Source organism: Actinomyces sp. HMT 175, assembly GCF_016694895.1.
Lineage (GTDB): Bacteria > Actinomycetota > Actinomycetes > Actinomycetales > Actinomycetaceae > Actinomyces > Actinomyces oris.
Window position 1 is genome coordinate 2,009,996 of record NZ_CP068012.1, and the last position, 26,056, is coordinate 2,036,051.

Annotated in this window: 21 protein-coding genes and 2 tRNA genes; 11 read left to right on the plus strand and 12 right to left on the minus strand. The window is 67.4% G+C overall.

Annotation, left to right across the window (positions count from 1 at the left end; translation table 11 throughout):
- Nucleotides 1–40: 40 nt before the first annotated feature.
- From JJJ14_RS08525 to JJJ14_RS08540, 4 genes are all read right to left on the minus strand, one after another.
- On the minus strand, nucleotides 41–373 hold the full coding sequence (locus JJJ14_RS08525; protein ID WP_201443866.1) for a chorismate mutase: 333 nt from the start codon (nucleotides 371–373) through the stop codon (nucleotides 41–43).
- The gene (gene clpX, locus JJJ14_RS08530) at nucleotides 370–1,671 is read right to left on the minus strand and encodes an ATP-dependent Clp protease ATP-binding subunit ClpX (RefSeq protein ID WP_003786598.1); all 1,302 of its coding nucleotides are present in this window, start codon (nucleotides 1,669–1,671) and stop codon (nucleotides 370–372) included. Before clpX ends, JJJ14_RS08525 begins: the two co-directional genes overlap by 4 nt.
- Nucleotides 1,672–1,924: 253 nt before the next feature.
- Nucleotides 1,925–2,599, minus strand: a complete 675-nt coding sequence (locus JJJ14_RS08535; RefSeq protein WP_003786600.1) for an ATP-dependent Clp protease proteolytic subunit — start codon at nucleotides 2,597–2,599, stop codon at nucleotides 1,925–1,927.
- Between the two features lies 1 nt (nucleotide 2,600).
- On the minus strand, nucleotides 2,601–3,239 hold the full coding sequence (locus JJJ14_RS08540) for an ATP-dependent Clp protease proteolytic subunit (RefSeq protein WP_003786603.1): 639 nt from the start codon (nucleotides 3,237–3,239) through the stop codon (nucleotides 2,601–2,603).
- A gap of 317 nt (nucleotides 3,240–3,556) precedes the next feature.
- On the opposite strand from JJJ14_RS08540, the gene JJJ14_RS08545 reads away from it, so the two are divergent.
- Both JJJ14_RS08545 and JJJ14_RS08550 read left to right on the plus strand, forming a co-directional pair.
- Nucleotides 3,557–3,925 (plus strand): cupin domain-containing protein, encoded by a 369-nt coding sequence (locus JJJ14_RS08545; protein ID WP_009747840.1) that lies wholly within the window; start codon nucleotides 3,557–3,559, stop codon nucleotides 3,923–3,925.
- Between the two features lie 574 nt (nucleotides 3,926–4,499).
- Nucleotides 4,500–5,633 carry a glycosyltransferase family 2 protein gene (locus tag JJJ14_RS08550; RefSeq protein ID WP_003786607.1) on the plus strand — a complete coding sequence of 378 codons (1,134 nt, stop codon included), beginning with the start codon at nucleotides 4,500–4,502 and terminating at the stop codon, nucleotides 5,631–5,633.
- A gap of 174 nt (nucleotides 5,634–5,807) precedes the next feature.
- Here JJJ14_RS08550 and tig read toward each other — a convergent pair whose 3' ends face one another.
- From tig to rpmF, 4 genes are all read right to left on the minus strand, one after another.
- Nucleotides 5,808–7,151, minus strand: coding sequence for a trigger factor (gene tig / locus JJJ14_RS08555; RefSeq protein ID WP_010613512.1), 1,344 nt, complete (start codon nucleotides 7,149–7,151; stop codon nucleotides 5,808–5,810).
- Nucleotides 7,152–7,432: 281 nt separating this feature from the next.
- Nucleotides 7,433–7,506 (minus strand) — tRNA-Pro (locus JJJ14_RS08560).
- A 48-nt stretch (nucleotides 7,507–7,554) separates the two neighbouring features.
- Nucleotides 7,555–7,625, minus strand: a tRNA-Gly gene (locus JJJ14_RS08565).
- A 34-nt stretch (nucleotides 7,626–7,659) separates the two neighbouring features.
- Nucleotides 7,660–7,824 (minus strand): 50S ribosomal protein L32, encoded by a 165-nt coding sequence (gene rpmF, locus JJJ14_RS08570; protein ID WP_003784449.1) that lies wholly within the window; start codon nucleotides 7,822–7,824, stop codon nucleotides 7,660–7,662.
- 156 nt (nucleotides 7,825–7,980) lie between these two features.
- Here rpmF and JJJ14_RS08575 point away from each other — a divergent pair, with 156 nt between their 5' ends.
- From JJJ14_RS08575 to epsC, 3 genes are all read left to right on the plus strand, one after another.
- Nucleotides 7,981–8,769, plus strand: coding sequence for an IMPACT family protein (locus tag JJJ14_RS08575; protein ID WP_201443867.1), 789 nt, complete (start codon nucleotides 7,981–7,983; stop codon nucleotides 8,767–8,769).
- A 548-nt stretch (nucleotides 8,770–9,317) separates the two neighbouring features.
- Complete coding sequence (cysK, locus tag JJJ14_RS08580) at nucleotides 9,318–10,247, plus strand: cysteine synthase A (protein WP_101559676.1); 930 nt, start codon at nucleotides 9,318–9,320, stop codon at nucleotides 10,245–10,247.
- A 125-nt stretch (nucleotides 10,248–10,372) separates the two neighbouring features.
- On the plus strand, nucleotides 10,373–10,948 hold the full coding sequence (gene epsC, locus JJJ14_RS08585; RefSeq protein ID WP_060957615.1) for a serine O-acetyltransferase EpsC: 576 nt from the start codon (nucleotides 10,373–10,375) through the stop codon (nucleotides 10,946–10,948).
- 117 nt (nucleotides 10,949–11,065) lie between these two features.
- Here the strand turns inward: epsC and JJJ14_RS08590 are convergent, their stop codons facing one another.
- From JJJ14_RS08590 to JJJ14_RS08600, 3 genes are read right to left on the minus strand one after another with little or no spacing between them, the layout of a single operon-like run.
- Nucleotides 11,066–12,364 carry an alpha/beta fold hydrolase gene (locus tag JJJ14_RS08590; RefSeq protein ID WP_201443868.1) on the minus strand — a complete coding sequence of 433 codons (1,299 nt, stop codon included), beginning with the start codon at nucleotides 12,362–12,364 and terminating at the stop codon, nucleotides 11,066–11,068.
- A gap of 40 nt (nucleotides 12,365–12,404) precedes the next feature.
- Complete coding sequence (locus JJJ14_RS08595) at nucleotides 12,405–13,406, minus strand: Fpg/Nei family DNA glycosylase (RefSeq protein ID WP_201443869.1); 1,002 nt, start codon at nucleotides 13,404–13,406, stop codon at nucleotides 12,405–12,407.
- 2 nt (nucleotides 13,407–13,408) lie between these two features.
- Nucleotides 13,409–13,897: a ribose-5-phosphate isomerase gene (locus JJJ14_RS08600; RefSeq protein WP_201443870.1), complete on the minus strand. Its 489-nt coding sequence runs from the start codon at nucleotides 13,895–13,897 to the stop codon at nucleotides 13,409–13,411.
- Nucleotides 13,898–13,995: 98 nt separating this feature from the next.
- Here JJJ14_RS08600 and JJJ14_RS08605 point away from each other — a divergent pair, with 98 nt between their 5' ends.
- From JJJ14_RS08605 to pepN, 5 genes are all read left to right on the plus strand, one after another.
- Nucleotides 13,996–16,176, plus strand: a complete 2,181-nt coding sequence (locus JJJ14_RS08605) for a M13 family metallopeptidase (RefSeq protein WP_201443871.1) — start codon at nucleotides 13,996–13,998, stop codon at nucleotides 16,174–16,176.
- Nucleotides 16,177–16,379: 203 nt separating this feature from the next.
- Entirely contained in the window at nucleotides 16,380–17,348 is a 969-nt protein-coding gene (locus JJJ14_RS08610) for an LPXTG cell wall anchor domain-containing protein (protein WP_201443872.1), read from the plus strand.
- A 157-nt stretch (nucleotides 17,349–17,505) separates the two neighbouring features.
- Complete coding sequence (locus JJJ14_RS08615) at nucleotides 17,506–18,609, plus strand: LCP family protein (RefSeq protein WP_201443873.1); 1,104 nt, start codon at nucleotides 17,506–17,508, stop codon at nucleotides 18,607–18,609.
- Between the two features lie 225 nt (nucleotides 18,610–18,834).
- Complete coding sequence (locus tag JJJ14_RS08620; RefSeq protein WP_201443874.1) at nucleotides 18,835–20,580, plus strand: peptidase; 1,746 nt, start codon at nucleotides 18,835–18,837, stop codon at nucleotides 20,578–20,580.
- Between the two features lie 192 nt (nucleotides 20,581–20,772).
- Entirely contained in the window at nucleotides 20,773–23,373 is a 2,601-nt protein-coding gene (gene pepN, locus JJJ14_RS08625) for an aminopeptidase N (protein ID WP_201443875.1), read from the plus strand.
- A gap of 131 nt (nucleotides 23,374–23,504) precedes the next feature.
- Here pepN and JJJ14_RS08630 read toward each other — a convergent pair whose 3' ends face one another.
- Nucleotides 23,505–24,953: a PTS transporter subunit EIIC gene (locus JJJ14_RS08630; RefSeq protein WP_201443876.1), complete on the minus strand. Its 1,449-nt coding sequence runs from the start codon at nucleotides 24,951–24,953 to the stop codon at nucleotides 23,505–23,507.
- A gap of 260 nt (nucleotides 24,954–25,213) precedes the next feature.
- Between JJJ14_RS08630 and JJJ14_RS08635 the strand changes: the two genes are divergently transcribed.
- Entirely contained in the window at nucleotides 25,214–25,963 is a 750-nt protein-coding gene (locus JJJ14_RS08635) for a GntR family transcriptional regulator (RefSeq protein WP_101559687.1), read from the plus strand.
- The last annotated feature ends 93 nt before the right edge of the window (nucleotides 25,964–26,056 follow it).

The following is a 26,056-nucleotide window of genomic DNA, read 5'->3' on the forward strand; positions in this document are numbered from 1 at the left end:
GTCACCGAGAACTCACCTGACCGGATGCCTCCGGTGGTTCCTACAGTTCGGTCTGCTTGGCCCGCTCGGCCTCATGGTCGTCGCGGATCTCCTCGTGGTGCTGGATGACCTCGGCGACGATGAAGGTGAAGAACTTCTCGGCGAAGATCGGGTCCAGGCCGGACTCCTCAGCCAGTGCCCGCAGACGTGCCACCTGCTGCCGCTCGCGCCCGGGGTCGGCCGGCGGTAGGTCAAGTCGGGCCTTGAGCAGGCCCACCTGCTGAGTGCAGCGGAAGCGCTCAGCCAGGAGATGGACGAGGGCGGCGTCGAGGTTGTCGATGGTGGCCCGATAGACGGCCAGCTGAGGGGGGACGCCGCCTTGCTCCTCGCTCATGCGGTCCGGCTCCGCTCCCCCATCTTGTTCGTCGAGCGCAGCGTTCCCGAACCGGACTGGTAGCTGGGCTTGCCGGTACCCCGGACGGCATCGGCGTCGACGACGACGCGCCCGACCTCGGGCAGGGAGGGAACCTCGAACATGGCCTGTCCCAGGACCTCCTCGACGATGGAGGTCAGTCCCCGGGCGCCGGTCTTGCGCTCCAGGGCGAGGGAGGCCACCGCCTCGATAGCGGCATCGGTCAGCTCGAGTTCGACGCCGTCGAGACTGAAGAGGTACTGGTACTGAGAGACCAGAGCGTTCTTGGGCTCGGTCATGACGCGCACGAGCTCACGCACCCCCAGGTCCTGAACCGTGGCGATGACGGGCAGGCGGCCGATGAACTCGGGGATGAGGCCGAACTTGTGAAGGTCTTCGGGGCGTACCGGTGAGGTGAAGACGTCCTGCGATCCCGTGCTGCCGGTCAGCTGCGCCCCGAAGCCCACCATCTGGGCCCCGGACTCCTTGCGCTGACGCTGGCGCACGATCTCCTCAATACCGGCGAAGGCGCCTGCGGCGATGAAGAGAATATTGGTGGTATCGATCTCCAGGAACTCCTGGTGCGGGTGCTTGCGCCCGCCGCCGGGCGGCACGGAGGCCGTCGTCCCCTCAATGATCTTGAGCAGGGCCTGCTGGACGCCCTCACCCGAGACGTCGCGGGTGATCGACGGGTTCTCCGCCTTGCGACCGATCTTGTCGATCTCGTCGATGTAGATGATGCCCTTCTCAGCGCGCTTGACGTCGCCGTCGGCGGCCTGGATGAGCTTGAGGAGAATGTTCTCCACGTCCTCGCCGACATACCCCGCCTCGGTCAGAGCCGTGGCGTCGACGATGGCGAAGGGGACGTCGAGGAGGCGGGCCAGGGTTCGGGCCAGGTGAGTCTTACCGGTTCCGGTGGGCCCCAGCAGAAGGATGTTGGACTTACCCAGCTCCAGGCCGTCCCCCTCGGCCACGGAGCGCTCCTTGACCTGGACGCGCTTGTAGTGGTTGTAGACCGCCACGCTCATGGCGCGCTTGGCGGCCTCCTGTCCGATGACGTACTGGTTGAGGAAGTCGAAGATCTCCTGGGGCTTGGGCAGCTCGAGAGGAACTCCGGCTCCTGAGTCGCTCAGCTCCTCGTCGACGATCTCATTGCACAGCTCGATGCACTCGTCGCAGATGTAGACACCGGGCCCGGCGATGAGCTTCTTGACCTGCTTCTGGCTCTTGCCGCAGAAGGAGCACTTGAGCAGATCCACACTCTCAGCGTTACGTGCCACAGTTTCCTCCAGGTTCGTCATCGGCCCCCGCGCCCGGGCGGCCCTGCGTCAGCCTACGGGCTCAGACGGCAGGTGCGCCGAGTGCATGGCGGCGTGTCCAGTCCGCAATATGCCACGTTGGGCGCCATGCTGCCAGGGTTTGCTGGACTTATTTCCACCGGCTGCGTGTGTGGCGCTCCCACCGGTCATGGGAGGGAGCGCCACACACGGCCTCAGCACGGCACCGAAGGCCCGGCCTGCATCCCGGCACTCCTCAGGAGGAGTGCGGAGAGGCCGGGGCCTTGCGGGACGTGAGCACCTGGTCCACGATCCCGTACTCCTTGGCGGCGGCGGCCGTGAGAATCTTGTCGCGCTCGAGGTCGGCGTGGATCTTCTCGCGGTCCCGTCCGGTGTGCGCGGCCAGGGTGTCCTCCAACCAGGAGCGCATGCGGTCGATCTCATTGGCGACGATCTCGATGTCGCTGGCCTGGCCCTGCATCCCCTCCATGGCGGGCTGGTGGATGAGGACGCGCGCGTTGGGCAGGGCCAGACGCTTGCCCTCGCTGCCGGCGGCCAGGAGCACGGCGGCGGCGGAGGCCGCCTGCCCCAGGCAGACGGTCTGCACCTGCGGCTTGATGTACTGCATGGTGTCGTAGATGGCCGTCAGCGCCGTGAAGGATCCGCCGGGACTGTTGATGTACATGGTGATGAGACCGTCTGGGTCCTGGGACTCCAGGACCAGGAGCTGGGCCATGATGTCGTCGGCGGAGGCGTCGTCGACCTGGACACCCATGAAGACGATGCGGTCCTCGAAGAGCTTGGCGTAGGGGTCCTGACGCTTGAAGCCGTAGGCGGTGCGCTCCTCGAACTGGGGCAGCACGTAACGGGCCTGCGGCATGGCACCGGCCTGGCGGGCGATGGCCTCGAAGTAGGGACGGGTCGAGGACATGTCAGTTGTCTCCGTTCTGCTTGCCGATCTCCCGGCTGGAGCGCACGATGTGGTCGACGAACCCGTACTCCAGGGCCTCCTGGGCCGAGAACCAGTGGTCACGGTCGGAGTCGGCGATGATCTCCTCCACCGTGTGCCCGGTGTTGGCTGCGGTGATCTCCGCCAGCTCCTGCTTCATCTTGATGATGAGGTCGGCGTTGATGCGGATGTCGGTGGCCGAGCCCCCGGCACCACCGGAGGGCTGGTGCATGAGCACGCGGGCGTGGGGGGTGAGGTAGCGCTTGCCCTTGGCGCCGGCCGACAGCAGGTGCTGTCCCATGGAGGCGGCCAGCCCCGTGGCCACGGTGGCGACGTCGGGCTGGACGTACTGCATGGTGTCATAGATGGCCATGCCGGCGGTCACCGAGCCGCCGGGGCTGTTGATGTAGAGGTAGATGTCCCGCTCGGGATCCTCGGCGGCCAGCAGCAGCATCTGGGCGCAGATGGCGTTGGCGTTGTCGTCACGCACCTCGGAGCCGAGCCAGATGATGCGCTCCTTGAGGAGGCGGTTGTAGATGGAGTCGGTCAACCCCAGACCCGCGCCTGCGGCGTCGGCTGCCTGGGGAGGGGCGACCGCAGCGGGTGTGTAGAGCTCGCTCACGTCAGTCCTCTCATGGTCGGTGTCACCAACGCTAACGCGACCCCCTCGGCCACCATGCCCGCCGTCGCACCCTTTTCGCCCACGGCGCAGGTGTGACGACCACGGGGCGCATCTCCTCGAGCCTCCTCACGATCACGGCACCATTCCCGACGGTCAGCACCTCGGCAGATCGCGCCCCTCAGTCTTGTCACCAGTACTGTCTGCCATAACAGCATCATCCGACGCCCGGCACGCCGTCACCTCGGAACGCGCTCGGCCCAGCCCTCACAGCCATACAACCCTCACAGTCCTGTCCACCCAACACCGTAGGAGCACACATGTCCCCCTCATCCAGCACCCCCTCCACCGAGTCCCTGTTCCGACTCGGCCTCAACGCCGCCCTGCCCATCTCCGAGGAGGCGACCACCTCACGGGTCGTCGTCAACAACGAGATTCTGCGCACCGTCGTCTTCACCTTCGACGCCGGTCAGGTCCTCACCGAGCACTCCTCCCCCAGGGCGGTGATCGTCACGCTCCTGGAGGGCGAGATGGACTTCTCCATCGGCGAGCGCACCGAGCGGATGGGCGCCGGGGACGTCATCTACCTGGCACCCGGTGACCGTCACGCGCTGACGGCCGTGACGCCGTGCCGCATGCAGCTGGTGATGGTCGACGTCGACAAGGCCGCAGCAGCGAACGAGAAGTAGCCCGGGAGCGGGCAACCGCCTACCGATCGGGAGCCGTCCGACTGACGGCCACCACCGCGCGGGATGGGAGCGAGGCGCCGAGCCTTCGCCCCCATCCCGTTTCCTTGTGAGTTCCACTAAGTCGAGCACCTCATCCGGCCGCAGTACAGACGCCGGCCGACCAAGCACCACCTGACGTATCGCGCCCGGTGTCGCGGATCACTCGCTCCCACAGGCGCGAGACGACGGTAAGCCAACTCACCCTTCCTTGTAGGAAAACTAAACCTTCCATCGGATAGGTTGTAGGCGCCCGAGATCTTGACGTGACCCGCTTCCCACACCGTGGCATCGGTGAGGGCGGCGTGGCACCATCGAATTTATCCGACCGATAGCACTGGAGTGTCCGCCTGCCTGACGACACCAAAGCCCTTCGGCTCAGGCTTCACTCCGACATCAGTCAGCCACATTCTTTCACGATTCAATAATCCCGTCCCTGCTCGAACAACACGTCTTTTCCGCTTGCCGCACCACCCAGTAAGGGGCTACTCGTGTTCAGCACGTTCGCACAATTCCATGCATCAGAGAGGACCACTGCATGATCGTCATTACCCTGCTGGTGGGAATCCTGTTCTGGATCGGAATTGACATCTGGGCCGGCATTACCTCAAAGTGGTATAAAGCCGTGGAGCTGAATCCGAACATCACCTCGGACGACTTCAGCGTCCTGGTACCGATCTACGGCAACGTCAAGTACTTGCAGAACGCGGATTATCTGCGCCCTTATGGAGATCGAGTAGTCCTGTGCACCACATCTGGCGAGTCCGAGGAGTTCTACCGCGACCTGGAGGACATCGCCATTCGCTACGGGTTCAGAATCTTCCGCAGCAACTACGTCCCGCGCAAGGTAGGGCGCAAGCGGAGCACCTCGGGAATCACCCGGGACACGGTTGTCCGCGACGCACTGCTGGCCGCCCCCCTCAACTCCTACATCGTCTGCCTTGACGCCGATACTACGGCGCAGGAGCCACTGACCCACATCATCGGCGCCCTGGTGGCCAATAAGGCCGACTTCGCCTCGGTCACCATCGTGCCTCAGAAGAAGGGGCCCTTCATCGTCCAGATGCAGCGCCACGAGTACGTGGTCTCGATGCGCGCACGCAGAATCATGCCGTGGCTGCTCAGCGGCGCCCTTCACATCGGCAAGACCGACGTCATGCGCCAGATCATGGCCCGCCACTCACTGTTCTTCCAGGGCAATGACATCGAGTCCGGGATTATCGGAGACGCACTGGGATACAAGGCCGTTCACATTCTTGCCCACGTCAACACCAACGCTCCAGACACCCTGTACTCCTGGTGGCGCCAGCGAATCGCCTGGAGCGGCGGTTCCTTCAGGCTTTTCATCATCAACTTCAGATTCGTCTTCCAGCACCCCTTCCTGTGGCTGTACAGCGGCATCGTGGTCATCAGCATGTTTGTGCTCAGATGGATAGCCGTTGTCAATCCCGGATGGACACTTCTGCTGGCACTGTTCATCTACTACGCCGCTATCGTGTGGCTTCACTGGGACCACGGCAACAAGTGGCTGATCTTCCAGCCCTTCTACTGCCTCTTCGTCAGTCTCATCGTGGTTCCCATCGGGGTCGCCTACTATTTCAAGATGGCGATTCCTGAACGCAATTTCGGAGTCATTCGCCCCAAGCGCAAGGACCTCGTCACAGCGGGCTGATCCTCATCCGGGACGCATCCCGGTCAACGCGAGAGAGGTCATCCCGACAACACTCCCCCACACGGCAACGGGCCCACCTTCCAGAAGAAGGTGGGCCCGTCTGTTCAGCTTGAGAGGCGTCCCACATGAGCGGGGAACGCGCCTCAGCTCATACGCGCCTTGAACGCCGTGGGCTCACTCGGCGTCCTCGCCCTCAGCGGCAACGGCTGCGGCCTGAGCTGCCGCGGCGGCGTCGTCCTCGTCGGAGCCGATGAAGGCGGACAGGTCCACGGTCTCGCCCTTAGAGTCAACCACCGCTGCCTGGCGCAGCGCCATGGCCAGAGACTTGTTGCGAGCGACCTCGGAGACGAAGGCGGGAATCTGCCCGGCCTGCTGAGCACCCTGGAGGAACTGGGCAGGCTCCATGCCGTACTGCTGGGCGGTCTGGAAGAGGAACTCCAGCAGCTCGTCCTGCGCCACACCAACCTTGAGGTCCTCAGCCAGGACATCGAGGATGATCTGGTCGCGCACACCGTTGACGATATCCTCGCGGATCTCCTTGGCGTGCTCCTCGTCGCCGTCCTTGCCCTCGGCCCGCAGGTGCTGGGCGACCTCGGCCTCGACAACGGCCTCGGGGACGTCGAAGGCGACCTCGCTGCGCAGGTGCTCGAGGAGGGCGTCACGGGCGGCGACCGCCTGCTCGCCGGTCTTGCGCTCGGTGACCTGCTTGACGAGGTCCTCGCGCAGCTCCTCGACGGTGTCGAACTCGGAGGCGAGCTGGGCGAACTCGTCATCGACCTTGGGCAGCTCACGCTGCTTGACGGCAGTGGCGGTCACCGTGACCTCGGCCTGCTCACCGGCGTGCTCCCCGCCGGCCAGCTCGGTGGTGAAGGTGGCGGACTCGTCGGTCTTCAGGCCGCGCAGGGCGGTGTCCAGGCCCTTGAGCATGTTGCCTTTGCCGATCTCGTAGGAGACGCCCGAGATGGAGTCGACCTCCTCGCCGTCGATGACGGCCTTGAGGTCAATGGTGACGAAGTCACCGGTCTTGGCCTTGCGGCCCACGGACTTCAGGGAGCCGAAGCGGGCACGCAGGTTGTCCAGCTCGGTGTCGACGTCCTCATCGGTGACCTCGACGGCGTCCACGGTCAGCTTGGCTTTGCTCAGGTCCGGCAGCTCGATGACGGGGCGAACAGTGACCTCGGCGGTGAAGGCCAGCTGGCCGCCGTTCTCGCCGGTGGCGTTGGGCAGCTCGACGACATCGACCTCGGGCTGGAGCATGGGGACCCGCTCGGCCTCGGTGATGGCGTCCCGGTAGAAGTCGGAAAGCTTGTTGTTGACGGCCTCCTGGATGACGGTCCCACGGCCGACGCGCTGGTCGATGACCCGGTTGGGGACGTGACCGCGACGGAAGCCGGGGACCTGGATCTGGGAGCCGATCTCCTTGTAGGCGGCATCCAGGCTGGGCTTGAGCTCCTCATAGGGGACCTCAACGGTCAGCTTGATGCGACTGGGGTCAAGATTCTCGACAGTGGTCTTCACGGGGGTTGCTCCCAAGGTCTGAGTTCTGCGGTAACACCGACGTGCTCGGAGGCGCTCGGCGGACGCGCGTCTGTGGCGTCAATCCGTGCCATCTTAGGGCAAACGGACAGTGGGATCGACGCTGCGTCCGCACCTGGCGCATGAGTCTGGACACAGGAGGTGACACCGGGCACGGTCGTCCTGGCCGCGGGGCGCATCGGCATATTCACGGGCCATGCATCCGCCTCGACGCGCACCTGAATGCGGTCTGCGCACAGGCCGTCCGACCACGGGACGAGGAGTCGGGCTGGCGGGATTTGAACCCGCGGCCCCCTGCTCCCAAAGCAGGTGCGCTACCAAACTGCGCCACAGCCCGTGACGTGACGAAAGGGACCGCCGAGGAGCGGCCCCTTTCGGCTCACAGAGCGGGTGACGGGAATCGAACCCGCGCAATCTGCTTGGAAGGCAGAGGCTCTACCATTGAGCTACACCCGCATGGATGAAGGGTTTCACCCCTCCACCAGCAGCCTCACTGCTCGATGAGGCCCTCCTTGTAGGCCCGCGCCAGACGGCGAGGGACGGAGATCTCGCGGCCCTGGACGCGGATGGTGTTGAGCTCGGTGAGCTTGGCCTTCCACTGTGAGCGGCGGTTGCGGGTGTTGCTGCGGGACATCTTCCGCTTCGGCACTGCCATGGGCCCGCTCCTCTCTCATGAACCTTGGGGATCGGACGACCCCTCGAAACTGGACCGAGGGACACCATAACGACATCGCCGGGACCGCTTCCAGTCCAGGAGCACCTCAAGGCGTGTGACATCGGTCCCGCGCCCGCCCCGTGCGAGGATCCTGCCATGGCCCCGCACGCCCCTCGCACACCATCGCACCAGCCGTCTCGGGAGCAGTCACCCCCCGGGCTCATCACCCTGGCCCGCGGCGAGCCGCCCGAGATCGACCTGGAGATCAAGAAGTCCCACTTCCTGGCACGCGCCTGCCGCACGGACTCCATGGACGAGGCCCGGGGCTTCATTGCGGACGTGCGCTCCACCTACCCCGACGCGCGCCACCACTGCTCGGCGCTGACGCTCACCGATCTCTCCGACGGACACGCCCTGGCCGCTCCTGCCCCACCCACCGAGCGCTCCAACGACGACGGCGAGCCCTCCGGCACGGCCGGACAGCCCATGCTCGACGTCCTGAGGGGAACGGGACTGGCCAACACGACCGTCGTCGTCACCCGTTACTTCGGCGGAACGCTCCTAGGGACCGGCGGACTGGTGCGCGCCTACTCCGAGGCGACCGCTCAGGCGCTGCAGGCGGCTGCACGGGTCACCCTGACCCGGCTTCATCTGTGGGACCTGCGGGTTCCGGTGGCCCAGGCCGGCAGGATCGAGGCGGAGCTGCGCTCCCGCAACCCCGCCACGGCGTCGGGACCGACGGCGGAGGCCGGGACGACCGCCCCGGCCCCGGCCATTCACGTCGAGGAGACGATCTGGGGACCGACCCACGCGGTCCTCGTGCTGGCCACGTCCTGTGCCGATCCTGAGCTCCTGCATGCCCCGCTGGCGGCCCTGACCCGCGGCGAGGGGGCGGCGGAACCAGCCGGCAGCCGACTGGTGGAGGTCCCTGTGCCCCCGGTCTGAAGCCCAGGGCCGAGCTCCCCCGCTCCCCCGGATACGCTCACCCGACACCCGCGGGCTCGCATCGTGCTCGCGACCACGATGCGAGCAGATGCCGGACGGATGTGGCGATCACCGTCGGATGCGGGGTAGGGTTCAACCAACAGCCGGGGCACTACGCCCCGGATGAGCAGTCAACGCCCGGGTAGGCGCAGCCAGTCGCCCTGAGGAACTAAGGAGGACCCATGATGGTTAAGACCGTCATGCGCACCATGTCCTCGCCCTCCATGCCCGTTGCGCCCGCGTGCTGCTGCTGCCGGTGTCGGTAGAGCGCCAGGCCACGACATCTGTGCGCGTACCGCTGCGCGCATGCCCGGCGCTCCCGGAGCAGGCGGTCACCCCTGCTGTTCGAGCCACTCCTCATGACTCATGACGTGGCCCCCTGACGGACGCGGACCGTCCCACTTCTTTTCTCTTACGAGTCCTCGCGGGCCCGACGTCGCCTCATCACGCGGCACCGCCGGTCGCCGTCACCACAGGGCTCACCCAACCCACACTCGAAGGACATCACTATGACGTACGCACCCGACGCAACCGCTCTGGTCGGCAACACTCCCCTGGTCCGCATCAACCGCGTCACCGACGGCGCCCCCGCCACCGTCCTGGCCAAGGTGGAGGCCTTCGAGCCGGCCGCCTCGGTCAAGGACCGCATCGCCCTGTCCATCGTGCGCGCCGCGGAGGCCTCCGGTGACCTCAAGCCCGGTGGCACCATCGTGGAGGCGACCTCCGGGAACACCGGCGTCGGCCTGGCCATGGTGGGAGCGGCCCTGGGGTACAAGGTCATCATCACCATGCCCGAGACCATGTCCAAGGAGCGCCGGGCCATCATGCGCGCCTTCGGTGCGGAGCTGGTGCTGACCACCGAGGGCGGCGTGGCCGGAGCGGTCAAGCGGGCTGAGGAGATCCAGGCCGCGACCCCCAACTCGATCCTCGCCTCCCAGTTCGCCAACCCGGCCAACCCCAAGATCCACCGCGAGACCACGGCTCGGGAGATCCTGGAGCAGACCGGGGGCGACATCGACGTCTTCGTGGCCGGTATCGGCACCGGGGGCACACTGACCGGAGTGGGCCAGGTTCTGCGCCAGGAGAAGCCCGGGGTGAAGATCTACGGCGTCGAGCCCTCTGAGTCCCCGCTGCTGAGCGAGGGCCAGGCCGCCCCCCACAAGATCCAGGGCCTGGGCCCCAACGTGGTTCCCGAGATCCTTGACCAGGGCATCTGGGACGAGCTGCTCCACATCGAGTCCGACGTCGCCATCACCTACGCTCGCCGGGCCGCTGCGGAGGAGGGTCTCCTGGTGGGGATCTCCTCGGGCGCCGCTCTGGCCGCCGCCAGCGAGCTGGCCAGGCGCCCTGAGTTCGAGGGCAAGACCATCGTCACCGTCCTGCCTGACACCGGTGAGCGTTACCTGTCCACGCCCTTGTTCAAGGACTTCCTCGACTGACTCCCCCGACGGCGGCGAACCTGGGAACAGGTGAGCCGCCGTCGGTGTTGTCATCGGCGCAGCGGGCGAGGTGAAGGCTCACCAGCCGACCTGAGCCGCACCGTCACCCATCACAGGAGCACACCATGCACAACTCCCAGCGGTCCCTCCTGGACCTGGCCCGTGAGGATCTGGCCACGGCCCGCAAGCGCGACCCCGCCGCCCGCTCCAGCGTGGAGGTGGCCCTCCTCTACCCGGGTGTCCACGCCCTGTGGGCGCACCGGGCGGCTCACAAGCTGTGGCACAAGGGGTACCGATTCGCGGCGCGCGCCCTGTCTCAAGCGGCCCGCAACTTCACCGGTATCGAGATCCACCCGGCCGCGACGATCGGTGAGCGCTTCTTCATTGACCATGGCATGGGCGTGGTCATCGGTGAGACCGCGGAGGTCGGCAACGACGTCCTGCTGTTCCACGGAGTGACTCTGGGCGGGGTGTCGATGAGTCCGGGCAAGCGCCACCCCACCATCGGTAACAACGTGCAGATCGGCGCCGGCGCCAAGGTCCTGGGGCCGGTCACCGTCGAGGACGGGGCCAAGGTGGGCGCCAACGCGGTCCTGGTGAAGAACCTCCCGCAGGGTCATGTTGCCGTGGGCGTGCCCAGCCGGGCCCGCGACCCCCGCACCGACCCCGAGCTCATGATGGACCCGACCATCTACATCTGAGCCGCCTCACAGCATCCCAGCGGGCACCCGGGGGCCGCCTCACGCCCGTCCCTCGCGTGCTCCTCAAGCACCCGGTTGTGCCCTGGTGCGCCCGGTGGGCGTACCGGGGCACGCCTGTCAGCGGGCAATCACCCCGGCGGCCAGGTCTCGCAGGCGCTTGAAGACCCGACCGCCGGAGGCGCGTGAGCCGTCATGCTCGTACTCGCTGGTGATCCAGGTGCGCAGGCCGGGGATGAGCGCGGCCGTCTCCAGGGAGGTGGTCATCGGCACGAACACGTCGCGAGCGTAGACGGCGGCCGCCCCGGGGGTCGTCGTGGCCTTGAGACGGGCCGGGTCGTAGAGCGCCGGCCACTCGTGCGCGGCCAGGAGGTCGGCCACCTCCAGCCAGGGGCGCAGACCGGCGTCCTCGACGAAGGCCTCACGGCGCACGTGCTCGCCTGTCAGCAGGGTGGGATCGTCGTCGAAGACCGCGGGGCGCACACGCTGCGCGGCCCAGTCGGTGGTGCCTGCGTCGGCCCAGCAGGACTCGTGGATGACGGCGTAGAGCGGGAACCTGCCGCCGAAGGGCAGGCACTGCCCCAGGTCGTAGCGGAAGGCCCAGGCGTCGGGGTCGCGCTCCAGGAGGTAGTGGATCGTGTCCGCTCCCCCGGCCCCGCCCAGCAGGGCGCCGAGCGAGCGCAGGCGCTCGGGTCCTACGAGATCCCCTCCCGCCGTCCTCAGCTCACCCCGACCGGCCTTCTCAACCAGGGACGCCATGCGGTCGCGGTCCTGGGGGAAGCGGGTGTAGTACTCCTCGCTCTTAAGGCGCATCGCCTCGTAGCTGAGGGCGTAGACCTCGTCAATGCTGTGCCCGACGGCGGGCAGGCCGCCGGTGATGTAGACCTTCTCCAGGCTCTGGGCGTGCTCGGAGAGGTACCGGGTGACGCAGAACCCTCCGAAGGACTGGCCCAGCAGGCTCCAGCGCTCCAGGCCCAGAGCGCGGCGCAGGTCCTCGCAGTCCTTGACGATCTCATCGGCGCGCAGGTGAGTGAGCAGCCGGGCGGTGTCTGCTGGGGTGCCGGCGGCATCGGGCCGGTCCACCGGGCTGGAGGCTCCGGTGCCGCGCTGGTCGACGAGGATGAGTCGGTGGTGCTCGAGGATCGCACCGATCCAGCCGAGCCCGGAGTCGGCACTGGGACGGGGTGCCTCGCAGCCCGGCCCGCCCTGAAGGAAGACCAGTGGCGGCCGGGAGACCGGGTCGATGCCCACGGCTGAGATCTCACGGGCGTAGACGGTGATGGACTCCGTCCCGTCGGGGGCTGAGTCCCCCTGCCCGCTGCGGTCCAGGGGAACGGTCAGGTGGTGGTCGCGGGTCAGCAGGCCGGCGGTCGAGGAGGACCAGCTCGAGGAGTGCAGGGCGGGCGAGGCGTTCGACATGCCTCCACCTTAGTGGGACCGGGAGGGTCTCCAGCCGGTTTCAGTGGGCCTGACAGGTCGGACACCAGAAGAGCCGGCGGGAGGCGACCTCCCGCTCCGCCACCGGGGTCCCGCAGCGCAGGCATGGACGGCCGGTGCGGTGGTACACGTACCACCGGCCGGCCTCGGGGTCGTCAGGTGGCAGGGGGTCGGGGACGTCGTCGAGGTCGACGGTGGTGATGAAGCCGGTGGCCACCCCGTACTCCATGAGAGGACGCAGGTCCTCCCAGATGGCCCGCAGCCGCTCCTGGCTGATGCGGTTGCCCGCTCGGAACGGCGAGACCCCGACCCGGAAGAGCGTCTCGGCCCGGTAGATGTTGCCGGCTCCGGAGACGACGGACTGGTCCATGAGCAGCTCCCCGATGCTCTTGCGCCGCGAGCGCGCCTTGGCCACGAAGGCCTCCACGTCGCCGTCAGCGCGCAGCGGGTCCGGGCCGAGGCGACGGCGGACAGCGGCCACGCCCTCGGCGTCCAGCAGCTCGCAGGCCGCCGGTCCGGTCAGGTCGGCCACCCCGTGCTCGCCGAGCAGCCGCAGCCGCACCGCGCCACGCGGCTCGGGAGGCTCCCAGTCCTCGGGGGCGGGCCCGTGTGTGGCTGTGCCCTGCCCCTCGGCTTCGAGGCTCCCGCCGTTCAACCCGGTCAGGGCCGACCCTCCCCCACCTTTGAGGGCGTGCTCGCCACGCTCACCGACGCGGCGACGCGGCGCCCCGATGGCGTGGGGCGCTGTGAACTCACGGTCGCCGTCGAAGGTCCATGCCCCGTAGAGGCCCAGGTGGATCCGCAGCCAGGTGACGGAGGCGTCGTCGAGAGACATGTCGGCGCGGGGGCCGAAAGGCAGGAAGAGGTGCTTGCCGTGGGCCTGGCTGCCCAGGAGGACCTGACCGTCAAGACGGCTCGCCCCGTCGGCGAAGCGCCCCTGCGGCGAGCGCACGCGCAGGCTCTGACCGCCGTAGAGCTCGTCAAGGGCGGCGGCGAGCCGGTGGATGGTGTGCCCCTCCGGCATGCTCAGGCCCCGGTGGGATCAGCCGCTGGAGCGGGGGCGTCATGAACGCGGCTCTCGTAGTCGGTGAGCTGGGCGATGCGACGCACGTGGCGCTCATCGCCGCTGAAGGGCTCGGCGAGAAAAGCATCGATGATCGCCAGGCCCACCCCCAGATCGTGCATGCGACCGCCCAGCGCGACGACGTTGGCGTTGTTGTGCTGGCGGGCGAGCCTGGCGGTCTCGATCGACCAGGCCAGGGCGGCACGCACCCCGTCCACCTTGTTGGCGGCGATCTGCTCCCCGTTGCCGCTGCCCCCGAGAACAATGCCCAGGCTCCCGGCGTCGGCCACGACGGCCTCCCCGCAGGCCAGGCAGAAGGCGGGGTAGTCGTCATCAGGGTCGTAGGAGTGGGCTCCATGGTCGATGACGGTGTGCCCCTGCTCCCTCAAGTGCGCGCTCACGGCGCTCTTGAGCTCATAACCGGCGTGGTCGGAGGCGATATGGATGCGCATGGGCAGAATTGTGCCTCACGCGAACAGCGCTTCGCACCATGAGGCAATGGGCGCCGTCGGGGCGCCTGAGAGCAGCGGAGCGGGTTAGCGTGTCCGCTATGACTGACGCCTGCGCGACCTCACCGACTCCCACCGGCCCTGCATCGGACTCACCGGCCCAGCACTCCCAGCCGGCGAGCAGCTCCCCCGCCGCCGACGCCATCCTCGCCGGCGTGCTGGAGACGGCGCACACCGACACCTCGGTGCGCCCCCAGGACGACCTGTTCCGTTTCGTCAACGGCCAGTGGCTCACGACCGCCGAGATCCCGGCGGACCGTCCCAGCAGCGGCGCCTTCACCACCTTGCGCGACGAGTCCGAGGCCGCCTGCCGCCAGATCGTCGAGGAGCTCGCCGAGCAGTTCTCCTCCGTGGCGCCCGAGGGGGCCGCGGAGGTCCTGTCCACCAACCGGGGCCGGGTCGGAGCCCTCTACCAGGCCTTCATGGACGAGGCCCATCTGGAGGAGCTCGGGGCCGAGCCGCTGGCTGAGGAGCTGGCACCGGTACTGGGCGCCTCCTCCAAGGAGGAACTGGCGCGAGCGCTGGGAGAGATGACTCCCGTCGGCTTCATGGGCGTGGTCGGCGCGGATGTCGAGGTGGACATCAATGACCCGGAGCGCTACACGAGCTGGGTGGGGCAGTCGGGACTGGGACTGCCGGACGAGTCCTACTACCGCGAGGAGGCTCAGGGCCCGCTGCGCCAGGCCTACGTGGAGCACGTGGCCAGGATGATGGCGCTGGCGGGCCTGACGGACTCCTTCGGCGCCTCGGGTGAGGACCTCGCCGAACGGGTCATGGCCGTGGAGACCGCCCTGGCCAAGGGCCACTGGGACCGCGTCACCTGCCGTGACGTGGAGAAGATGAACAACCCGATGTCCTGGCAGCAGATCGTGGACTCGGCCCCAGACCTGCCCTGGAACGAGTGGCGCGAGGGGATCCGTGCGGCCGCCCGGAGCGCCGGCATCGAGCAGACCGCCTTCCTCGAGGAGGCCATCGTCACCCAGCCCGACTACCTCCCCCACGCGGCAGGCGTCTGGCAGGAGACCGACCTGGAGGATCTCAAGGCCTGGGTGGCCTGGCACGTCGTTCACGGACGGGCCAGCCTGCTGTCGGGGGCCTTCGTGGAGGAGAGCTTCGACTTCTACGGCCGCACGCTCCAGGGGACCGACGAGCTGCGGCCCCGCTGGAAGCGCGGCGTCGGCCTGGTGGAATCCTGCCTGGGTGAGGCACTGGGCGAGATCTACGTGGAGCGCCACTTCCCGCCGTCGCACAAGTCGGCGATGGAGGCCCTGGTGGGCAGGCTCATCGAGGCCTACCACCAGTCCATCTCCTCGCTGGAGTGGATGAGTCCAGCCACGCGGGAGCGGGCCCTGGAGAAGCTGGCGCTGTTCACCCCGAAGATCGGCTACCCGGTGCGCTGGCGCGACTACTCCGCCGTCGAGGTCGTCCCCGGGGACGTCCTGGCCTCGGTGCGCAGCGTGGAGCGGGCCGACATGGCCTACTCGCTGAACAAGCTGACCAAGCCGGTGGACCGCGACGAGTGGCACATGACCCCTCAGACGGTCAACGCCTACTACAACCCCACCATGAATGAGATCGTCTTCCCCGCGGCGATCCTTCAGCCTCCCTTCTTCGACCCACAGGCCGACGACGCTGTGAACTACGCGGGGATCGGTGCTGTCATCGGTCACGAGATCGGCCACGGCTTCGATGACCAGGGCTCGACCTTCGACGGCACCGGAAAGGTCAGCGACTGGTGGACCCAGGAGGACCGGGAGGCCTTCACCGAGCGCACGAGCGCGCTCATCAGCCAGTACGACGCCTACACGCCGGAGGTCGTCGTCGCCAAGCACCAGGAGGCGGGCACGGCGCAGGAGGAGATCCCGCACGTCAACGGCGCTTTGACCATCGGGGAGAACATTGGTGACCTGGGTGGCCTGGGCATCGCCCTCAAGGCCTACTCCCTGGCTCTGGCCGACGCCGGCATCCCCTCAGTGGATGAGGCTCCTGTCATCGACGGGCTCACCGGCCTGCAGCGCTTCTTCTACTCCTGGGCACGGATCTGGCGCTCCAAGAACCGTCCGGACTACGCCGAGCTCCTTCTGACCGTCGACCCGCACTCGCCGGCGGAGTTCCGTTGTAACGGAATCGTGCGCAATGTGGATGCCTTCTACAAGGCCTTCGCGGTGGATTCCGACGACGCCTTGTGGTTGTCACCAAACGAGCGGGTCTCTATTTGGTAAACGGCCCGGTCGCTCGGATTCAAGCCCCAGGGTCCGAAACTCGTTGCCCCACTTAGAAGAATCCACAACTACTCCCGACTGAGGTCGATACCTCATTCACAAAAAACCGTAGAACCTCGCCCTGAGGAACGCTAGGGTGGGGACAACGCGGTGACACCCCGACTCACCGGTTGCCACCTATCCCCCTATATCTAGGAGTACTCATGCGTCTCGGACGCCCCCTGGCCGCCGCGAGCGTGATGGCCGCCGCCATCGGCGCCTCCCTTGCCGCCTCCCCCGCCCTGGCCGGCGACTCCCTCGCCTTCAAGTTCGCCGAGGACCAGCAGGTCATCGTCAACCCCTCGGACACCGCCTTCTCGGTGTCGGGCACCGGCTGCACCGGCAAGGACGCGGCTGTCGGCATCGCCCTCCACACCTCGAAGGGCGAGATGTCCACCATCGTGAAGACCACCCCCGACGCCGAGGGCAACTGGTCCACCACGCTGAACATCCCCGAGCTGGTCAAGTCCACTGGCGCTGAGGCCAAGACGGACGGCTCGGACGACGGCTGGTCCCTCGTGGCCGGCTGTGTCTCCTACGGCGAGGAGAAGGGCCAGGACCAGCAGGGCATCGCCTTCGACGACACCGACGTGGACGGCACCTACAAGATCACCACCGACGAGAACGGCGCTCAGAAGATCACGGTGGACGTCAAGGGCTTCTCCCCCAAGGAGAAGGTCACCCTCACCCTGGTCAGCAAGACCGACTCCTCCAAGACCTACCCCGTCGGCACGCTGACGGCTGACGACAACGGCAACGTCACGGGCGAGCTTCCGGCCCCCTCGAACGTGGATGACGGCGAGTACACGCTGACCATCGAGGGCGACCGTTACGGCGAGGGCGGCAGCAGCACCAAGACCGTCGTCGTCAAGGACCACCGCCTCGACCTCGTCGAGAACGACGGCAACGGCATCACCGACAACGGTGGCGCCACCGCCAACCCGACCGCTCCCGCCTCCAACGGCAGCGTGAACGTCCCGGCCAGCACCGACGCCACCCCGGCGGCCTCCTCCCCCACCTCGGGCAAGCCCCTGGCCCAGACCGGTGCCAACGGCCTGCTCTTCGGCGGCATTGCCGCGGCCCTCGTGGCCATCGGTGGCGGCGCCCTCGTTGTGCGTCGTCGTAAGGCCTGATCGCCTCCTCCCAGTCTGACTGGGAACACCTTCCCGCCGGGGAGACAGCACTGCACGTGCTGTCTCCCCGGCGGTCTCGTTTCGTCCCGTCACCGCCACACGGCACGCGCGTCCCCGCCTGACGGCGCAGCACTGCCCCGAAGCGGACACTGAGACCATGGAATCCACCTCCCACGACGAGCACAGCGCAGCCCCCTCGGAGGCCTCGGACGCCACCGGCGACCCCACCGCTACCTCCTCCCCCCTGCCGCAGCGACGCCGCCAGGGCCGGGGTGGCACAGGCATCAGGTGCTGGTCGAGGCGACGCAAGATCGTCGTCGGCCTGAGCGCTGCGGTCATGACGACCGCCCTGGCGCTGGGGGCGGATGTGGCTGTCCTGGTTCATCGCCCCGCACGTGTCGATATCGCCATGCCCTCCACCTCCTCACCAACGGCCGGCGAGACCTGGTTGATCCTGGGAACCGACTCGCGCGCCACCGTGCCGGGAGACCAGAGCCGCTACGGAACCACTCAGGAGGTGGAAGGCTCCCGCGCCGACGTCATCGCCCTGGTACGCCCATCCCAGGACGGACTCACCGTCATCAACCTGCCCCGGGACCTGACCATCAACAGCAAGGGCATGGAGCTGGACCGCCTGGCCACCACCTACGTCCCGGGACCGCAGAACACGATCAACGCCCTGTGCACCGGCCTGGGAATCCCCACCACGCATCTGGTGACCATCGACATGGCTCAGTTCGCCACCATCATCGACTCCCTGGGAGGCGTTGAGGTGGACATCCCCGAGCCGGTTCGAGACGCCTACACCGGTCTGAACCTCACCTCCGCAGGCCACCACCGTCTCAGTGGGATCGACGCCCTGGCCCTTGTCCGCTCACGGCACCCGGAGATCCTGCGCGACGGCAGCTGGGTGGCCATGAGCCAGGCCGACGGCGCCCAACGCCGCAGCCAGTCCACGGCCACCGTCATGCAGGCCGTACTGTCCGCCATCGGGCAGAGGGCCAGTAACCCCATCTCGCTCCATCAGCTGGCGCACACCGTGGCCGGGAACATCACCCTGGACTCAGGTACCGGGCTCGCAGACCTGGTCTCACTGGGACGTAGCGCCTCCAAAGCCGGACGGGCCGGAACCACGACGGTCATCGACCTTCCGACGGGACCTCGGGATGAGTCGATCATCGTCTCCCCCAACCAGGAGTCGCGCGATCTACTGGCCGGCTACGGGTACACGCCCAAAACCTGTCGGCCAGCGGGCGCCTAGTCACTCATCGGAGAGACCCCGAGGGTTTCCCGCCATATCAGCCTTTCGTCGCCCTTCTCACACGACCACCCCATATTTTCACGTGAGCGAGGACACTCCCACATGTGGCTGGTATCACCTCAGAGACCCACGCCCTCGCCCTATTCATCGTTACGGTAGATAACGAGTCGACGAAGAATCGGATCGCCGGCAACCATCGTTCCCCCGTCAGACCTAGGAGGACACATGCGTCTTGGACGCCCCTTGGCCGCAGCCAGCGCGGTGGCCGCAATGACCGGAGCCTCGCTCATTGCCTCCCCCGTTCTCGCCAACAGCTCCAACAGCAACAGCTCGAGCACCCCCAGCAGCACCGCCGAGGCCACCACGCCCCCCGGCAAACCTGCTCAGCCCAGCCCAGCTCCCAGCAAGACCAGCGAGGCCACTCCGGCCCCCGGCAAGACCGCCGCTGGCAGCAGCTTCAAGATCACTCAGGAGAAGACCTTCGCCTCCTCCAGCACCAACACGTCCTTCACCATCTCGGGAACCGGCTGCACCGGGAAGCAGGCCACCGTCGGCATCGCGCTGTACGCACCTGACGGCTCCGTTTCCGACGTCGTCAAGACCGAGGCGGCTGCGGACGGCAGCTGGACCTCCGACCTCGACCTGGCGGCGCTCATCAAGTCCATCGGCACAACCACCGCCACCACCACTGACGGGTGGACCATTGGCGCCGGCTGCATGACCTACGGCGACAAGACTGAGATGACCCAGGTCACCAAGCAGCAGCAGACACAGATCTACTTCGACGACACGCGTATCTCCGGCTCCTACGAGGTCTCCGCCCGCACGGAGAGCCAGTCCCAGACCTTCACCTTCCACGCCCAGGGCTTCTATGCCAGCGAGAAGGTCACGGTCCTCCTCAGGAGCAAGAGCGACTCCAGCGTCAGCTACACCCTTGGTGAGCTGACGGTTGACGCCAACGGCAACCTCACGGGCAACCTGCCCGCTCCCACTGACGCCCCCGACGGGGAGTACGTCTTGGTGCTGACCGGCTCTCACCACAGCGAGACGGCCACCAGCCAGACCGTCACCACGGTCTCCCAGCACACCTTCACCATCGCGAGCTCCGAGCGCTCCACCACCGAGACCGAGACCTCCGAGCAGAGGGCCACCGAGAACAACGGTGGCGGTGACAAGACCACGGAGCAGAAGACCACCGAGAACAACGGCGGTGGCGACAAGACCTCCGAGCAGAAGACCACCGAGAACAACGGTGGCGGTGACAAGACCACGGAGCAGAAGACCACCGAGAACAACGGCGGTGGCGACAAGACCACGGAGCAGAAGACCACCGAGAACAACGGCGGTGGCGACAAGACCTCCGAGCAGAAGACCACCGAGAACAACGGCGGTGGCGACAAGACCTCCGAGCAGAAGACCACCGAGAACAACGGCGGTGGCGACAAGACCTCCGAGCAGAAGACCACGGAGCGTTCCACCTCCGAGCGTCAGAACTCGGAGCAGAACACCACCGAGCGCTCGACCTCCGAGCGTCAGAGCACTGAGCAGAAGACCAGTGAGCAGAACACCACTGAGCGCTCGGCTTCTGAGAACAACGGTGGCGGCAACAAGCAGGCCGGCGGTGACAAGACCACCGAGCAGAAGGCCAGCGAGAAGAAGACCACCGAGAACAACGGTGGCGGCAACAACGGCGGAAGCAACAGCAATGCCAACGCCGGTGGAGACAAGCAGGCCAAGGCCGACGAGAACAAGGCCGGCGAGAACAAGGCCGGGGCCGACAAGGGCAACAACCTGAGCTCGAACGCCAAGGACTCCTCCTCGGAGAACCGGGCCGGCGGTGAGACCACCAAGGACAGCGGCAGCTCCCTGGCCCGTACCGGTGCCAACGGCCTGCTCTTCGGCGGAATCGCCGCGTTCCTGGTCGTGGCAGGAGGCGCCGCCCTGGTGCTGCGTCGCCGCAACAAGGCCTGAGCCGCATCTGACCTGATCCGCTGACGTTCCCACGTCCATGGGAACAGCGTCGCTGCCGGGGGACGACACGCCACGTGTCGTCCCCCGGCAGCGTCGTGCCGTACCTCAGGCACTGCCGGTGTCGATCAGAAGGTGAGACAATCGCCCAGCGCGCCCCCATGGGCCGCGCATCCCTCGCAGACAGGAGTTCTTATGCCCGGTCAGAACCTGACTCGTCTTGAGGCCGCCGAGCGCAGCGCAACCGTACGGACCCAGAGCTATGACGTCGTCCTCGATCTCACGCGCGGCGAGACGGTCTTCGGCTCCACCACCACGGCGCGGTTCACGGCCACCCCGGGTTCCTCCACCTTCATCGACCTCGTCGCACCGACAGTCCGCTCCATCACGCTCAACGGCGCCCCTCTTGACCCCGCCGAGGTCTATGCGGACTCACGTATCGCGCTGAAGGATCTGGCCGCAGACAATGAGCTGGTCGTCGTCGCCGACTGCGCCTACATGCACACCGGAGAGGGGCTGCACCGCTTCACCGACCCGGCCGACGGCGAGACCTATCTCTACAGCCAGTTCGAGGTCCCCGACTCCCGGCGGGTATTCGCCGTCTTCGAGCAGCCCGATCTCAAGGCCTCCTTCACCTTCACGGTCACCGCGCCGGCGAACTGGACGGTGCTGTCCAACTCCCCCACTCCTGACCCGACTCCCACCGAGGCCGCCGATGGTTCAGGGGATGCCCACACCTTCGCCTTCGCCCCCACCGAGCCCATGAGCTCCTACGTCACGGCCATCGTCGCCGGGCCCTATGTCGGTGCGACCGACGAGTACGTCGCCGGAGACGGACGCGTCGTGCCCCTGGGGGTCTACTGCCGAAAGAGCCTGGTCGAGCACATGGACTCAGAGGAGATCCTGGACCTGACCAAACGGGGCTTCGCCTACTACGAGGATCTGTTCGCCACCCCCTACGCCTTCACCAAGTACGACCAGATCTTCGTTCCCGAGTTCAACGCCGGGGCGATGGAGAACGCCGGTTGCGTCACCCACCGCGACGACTACATCTTCCGCTCCAGGCCCGTCGAGGCCCGTGTGGAGCGGCGAGCCGTGACGATCCTGCACGAGCTGGCTCACATGTGGTTCGGGGACATGGTCACCATGACCTGGTGGAACGACCTGTGGCTCAACGAGTCCTTCGCCGAGTACACCTCCACCCTGGCCACCGCCGAGATCACCCGTTGGAACCAGGCCTGGACGACCTTCCAGACCCTGGAGAAGGGGTGGGCCTACAACCAGGACCAGCTGTCCTCCACCCACCCCGTGGCCGCGGAGATCCACGACCTGCATGACGTCGAGGTCAACTTCGACGGCATCACCTACGCCAAGGGGGCCTCGGTCCTGGCCGCGCTCGTGGGATACGTGGGCCGGGAGAACTTCTTCGCCGGCATCCAGCGCTACCTGGAGGCGCACGCCTACGCCAACGCCGAGCTGAGCGACCTGCTCCGTGAGCTGGAGGCGGTCTCTGGACGCGACCTGAGTACCTGGACCCGCTTGTGGCTCCAGGAGGCCGGTGTGACGACCCTGCGCACGCAACTGGCCACTGACGCCGACGGCCTCATCACCCAGGCGGCCGTCCGCCAGGAGATCCCCGCCGACTCACCGGCCTCGCTGCGCCCACACCGGGTGGCGATCGGCTGCTACAACCTGACCGGCCAGGGAGCCGAGGCGCGCCTGGAGCGCACCAACCGCATCGAGCTCGATGTCGACGGCGAGCTGACCGAGGTTCCCGAGCTGGTCGGCGCCAAGCGGGCGGATGTCCTCGTCCTCAATGACGACGACCTCACCTACGCCAAGGTCCGCCTCGATGAGGACTCACTGTCCTTCGGCCTCGAGCACATCGAGGCCTTCACCGACTCCCTGCCGCGCTCGATCGTCCTGGCCTCGGCCTGGGACATGGCGCGCGACGGCGAGCTCGCCGCCTCCCGTTTCCTCGACGCCGCCCTGCGGGCGCTGTGCGTGGAGGAGCATTCCTCGGTCATCCAGGGACTGCTGGGACGTATCACCACCTGCCTGTCCGGTTTCCTGCCCCCGGCCGTACGCCGCGACCTCGCCCCGGGCACCGCCGACCGGCTGCTGGGGCTGGCGCGGGCGGCCCAGCCCGGCAGCGACAAGCAGCTCCAGCTGGTCCGGGCCCTGGCCGCTCACGCCGTCACCGATGAGCAGCTCGACGTCGTCGCCGGGCTTGTGGAGGGGAGCCAGGCTCTGGGCGGTCTCGACGTCGACCAGGACCTGCGCTGGGACCTGCTGATCGGCCTGGTGGCAGCCGGCCGCAGCGGGGAGGAGCAGATCCGCACCGAGGAGGCCCGGGACCGCACGACCACGGGACGCGAGCGCGCCGCGGAGGCCCGGGCGTCGATTCCGACCCCGGAGGCGAAGCAGGCCACCTGGCGGGCCCTCGTCGACGACGCCTCCATGCCCAATGAGACCCAGGTGCGCGTCCTGCGGGGCCTGACCAATGTCGAGCGCCACCCCGAGCTGCTGGCTCCCTTCGTGGGGGCGTATGTGGAGGCCATCGACTCCGTGTGGTCCTCGCGCACCTTCCACATGGCTGAGAACCTGCTGACCGGCTTGTGGTCCTGTGCCACGGTGGGCCTTGCGGGCGCTGACGACCCGGCCGCCGCCCTGACGGGATGGTTGGAGTCCCACGCCCAGGCCCCGGCCGCACTGCGACGGATCGTGCGCGAGAACCTCGACGACACGCTGCGCGTGGCCAGAGCGCAGGCCGCTGAGGCCCGGAGCGTCCAGTAGCCGCCTCGGGTCCCGGTCCGGGGCGCAACCCGGACCGGGACCCGACGACACCATGAGTTGGGGCCGAGCGCATGATGCGCTCGGCCCCAACTCGTGAGGTGCCGGCCCCGACATCCCGACACCCGAATCTCTCAACGCCCAGACGACTCCGCGGCCTTCTTGCCCGTGGACGTGGCGGCGGCGGCCTGCGCGGCGGCGAAGGCGTCGACATCGTCGTCCTCACGCCCAGGGGTCTTGAAGTCGAACTTGACGATGAGGAACCTGAAGAGGAAGTAGTAGATGACGGCGTAGACCAGCCCCATGATGACGATCATGAGCGGTCCGCGGACCACACCACCGGAGAGCTCGGCGGACTTGCCGAAGTTGAGCAGGTAGTCGATCGCTCCGGCGGAGAAGGCGAAGCCGTCCTTCGCGCCCAGGAGGTTGGCGATGGCCAAGGAGGAACCTGTCAGCACCGCGTGGACGGCGTAGATCGGGAAGGCCACGTAGGCGAAGGCGTACTCGAGGGGCTCGGTGATGCCGGTGATGAAGGCGGTCAGGGCCACCGAGACCATGAGGGCGCCGGTCGCCTTGCGCTTGGCTGGTTTGGCGGTGTGCCAGATGGCCAGTGCGGCGGCGGGCAGCGCGAACATCATGATCGGGAAGAAGCCGGTCGTGAAGCCCCCGGTCCAGGAGTTCGAGCCGTCCACACCCTGGAAGAAGCAGGTGATGTCACCGTGCGCCGTATCCCCGGAGGCCGTCTGGCAGGAGCCGAGCTGGAACCAGGGCACGGAGTTGAGCAGGTGGTGCAGGCCGAAGGGGATGAGCAGGCGGTTGACGGTACCGAAGACGAAGACCGCCAGGGCTCCGGCGATGCCCTTGGAGTTCCCGGCGTTGATGAGCCAGCCGCCGAGCTGTTCGTTGATGAGCCAGTTGAAGGCCGGGTAGAGAGCCGACATCACCAGGGCGATGACAAGCGCAGCGCCGGAGGTGACGATGGGAACGAAGCGGCGTCCACCGAAGAAGGCCAGCCAGTCGGGCAGCTTGACGCGGTAGTAGCGCTGCCAGAGCAGGGCGGCGGCGACGCCGATGACGATGCCGCCCAGCACCCCGTAGTTGATGGGCGTCTGAGTGGGGATGTCACAGAGCTTGACTCCCTGGTTCCAGGGGCCGACCTGTGCGATCTTCCCCGTGGCGGGATCGAAGGTGTGGAGGCAGTCGAGGGCCTCCTTGCTCAGGGGCGCGGGCTTGCCCATGATGATGGGGGACATGGTCCAGGTGACGGCGCGGTAGACGAGGAAGCCGAACAGCGCGGCCACCCCGGTGGAGCCATCGGCCTTCTTGGCGAATCCCACGGCGACGCCAACGGCGAAGATGAGGGGCAGGTTATCGAAGACCGCCCCACCGGCCGCACTGAAGATGTCTGCGACGGGCTGCAGCCAGGACGCCTTCGCGGCGAGCCCCTCGGCCCCCAGCATGTCCGCCTGCCCCAGACGCAGCAGCAGACCCGCTGCCGGGAGCGTGGCGATGGGCAGCATCAGGGATCTCCCCAGACGCTGGGCGAGGGCGAAGGCACCGCCCGTCTTCTTCTTGACTGACATGAGTGTTCTCCAGTTCAGGATCGCGCGGCAGCACTGCCGCGTCAGAGATATCCACCGTGACGGTGGTAGTCGGGACGGATCGACACCGAACACGTCTGGACCAGTGACACCAGAAAAACCGATAGAACCTTCAATGTCAAGCGCGGGGCACACTCGTCAGCCATAATGATATGAAAGTCGATGCGACACAGCGGAAGCAGCGGTCGTAGCCATCCCCCACGCCCTGGCTGCGTCCACCCACTGTCAACCAGGGGAGTCCCATGCCCAAGAACGCAGGCAAGAAGCCGGCAAAGTACGTCATCGTGCGCAATCACCTGCTGGACCTGGTCAGGAACGGGCTCGCCAACGGCAGCCCAGTGCCCTCCGAGCGCGAGCTGTGCGAGCACTTCGAGGTCTCCCGCATGACCGTGCGCCAAGCCATCGACACCCTCGTCGTCGACGGCGTCCTGGAGCGCCACCAGGGCAAGGGAACCTTCGTGGCACCCCCGAAGCTCGACCTACAGGTCCGACTGACCTCCTTCACCCAGGAGATGCAGCGGCGCGGGATGGAGCCCGGCGTCGTCATGCTACAGGCCGAGACCGTCGCCTCCGATGAGACCGTGGCGGAGGCGCTCGAGCTCGAGGTCGGGGCCGAGGTCCACCACCTGCGTCGCCTGCTGACCGCCAACGCCATCCCCATGGCGATCGAGGAGAACTGGATTCCCGCTGCGCTTCTGCCCAACCTGCTGCGCACCAGCCCGAACTTCTCGGTCTACGCCGAGCTGACCCGCGCCGACCTGGCGCCGCAGTGGGGTGAGGACATGATCGAGGCCCACGCGGCCACGGCCCAGGAGGCAGCGCTGCTCTCCGTCCAGGAGGGCGCCCCGACCCTGGACATCACCCGGCGCACCTTCCACGAGCACTGCGCCATCGACTACTCGCGCACCTTGTTCCGCGCCGACCGCTACACCCTGTGGGTCCCGGTGGCCGCCCCCAAACCCGCCTTCCGCCCGGACCGCTCGTCGTCTTGAGGGGGCTGACCCAGGTCGGTACTGGACAACCTCCGGGCGGCCTGTACCATGGAGTACTGGTATGGACCATTAGTCCGGTACCGGCGAAGGTGC

Coding starts and splice junctions, on each gene's coding strand:
- JJJ14_RS08600 (WP_201443870.1), bottom strand. CDS start 13,897: ATGCGCATCCATATCGCCTCCGACCACGCCGGTTATGAGCTCAAGAGC.
- JJJ14_RS08590 (WP_201443868.1), bottom strand. CDS start 12,364: ATGTCGAACGCCTCGCCCGCCCTGCACTCCTCGAGCTGGTCCTCCTCG.
- rpmF (WP_003784449.1), bottom strand. CDS start 7,824: ATGGCAGTGCCGAAGCGGAAGATGTCCCGCAGCAACACCCGCAACCGC.
- JJJ14_RS08575 (WP_201443867.1), top strand. CDS start 7,981: ATGGCCCCGCACGCCCCTCGCACACCATCGCACCAGCCGTCTCGGGAG.
- JJJ14_RS08630 (WP_201443876.1), bottom strand. CDS start 24,953: ATGTCAGTCAAGAAGAAGACGGGCGGTGCCTTCGCCCTCGCCCAGCGT.
- JJJ14_RS08615 (WP_201443873.1), top strand. CDS start 17,506: ATGGAATCCACCTCCCACGACGAGCACAGCGCAGCCCCCTCGGAGGCC.
- JJJ14_RS08635 (WP_101559687.1), top strand. CDS start 25,214: ATGCCCAAGAACGCAGGCAAGAAGCCGGCAAAGTACGTCATCGTGCGC.
- JJJ14_RS08535 (WP_003786600.1), bottom strand. CDS start 2,599: ATGTCCTCGACCCGTCCCTACTTCGAGGCCATCGCCCGCCAGGCCGGT.
- epsC (WP_060957615.1), top strand. CDS start 10,373: ATGCACAACTCCCAGCGGTCCCTCCTGGACCTGGCCCGTGAGGATCTG.
- JJJ14_RS08595 (WP_201443869.1), bottom strand. CDS start 13,406: ATGCCGGAGGGGCACACCATCCACCGGCTCGCCGCCGCCCTTGACGAG.
- JJJ14_RS08610 (WP_201443872.1), top strand. CDS start 16,380: ATGCGTCTCGGACGCCCCCTGGCCGCCGCGAGCGTGATGGCCGCCGCC.
- JJJ14_RS08605 (WP_201443871.1), top strand. CDS start 13,996: ATGACTGACGCCTGCGCGACCTCACCGACTCCCACCGGCCCTGCATCG.
- JJJ14_RS08525 (WP_201443866.1), bottom strand. CDS start 373: ATGAGCGAGGAGCAAGGCGGCGTCCCCCCTCAGCTGGCCGTCTATCGG.
- JJJ14_RS08550 (WP_003786607.1), top strand. CDS start 4,500: ATGATCGTCATTACCCTGCTGGTGGGAATCCTGTTCTGGATCGGAATT.
- cysK (WP_101559676.1), top strand. CDS start 9,318: ATGACGTACGCACCCGACGCAACCGCTCTGGTCGGCAACACTCCCCTG.
- JJJ14_RS08620 (WP_201443874.1), top strand. CDS start 18,835: ATGCGTCTTGGACGCCCCTTGGCCGCAGCCAGCGCGGTGGCCGCAATG.
- pepN (WP_201443875.1), top strand. CDS start 20,773: ATGCCCGGTCAGAACCTGACTCGTCTTGAGGCCGCCGAGCGCAGCGCA.
- JJJ14_RS08545 (WP_009747840.1), top strand. CDS start 3,557: ATGTCCCCCTCATCCAGCACCCCCTCCACCGAGTCCCTGTTCCGACTC.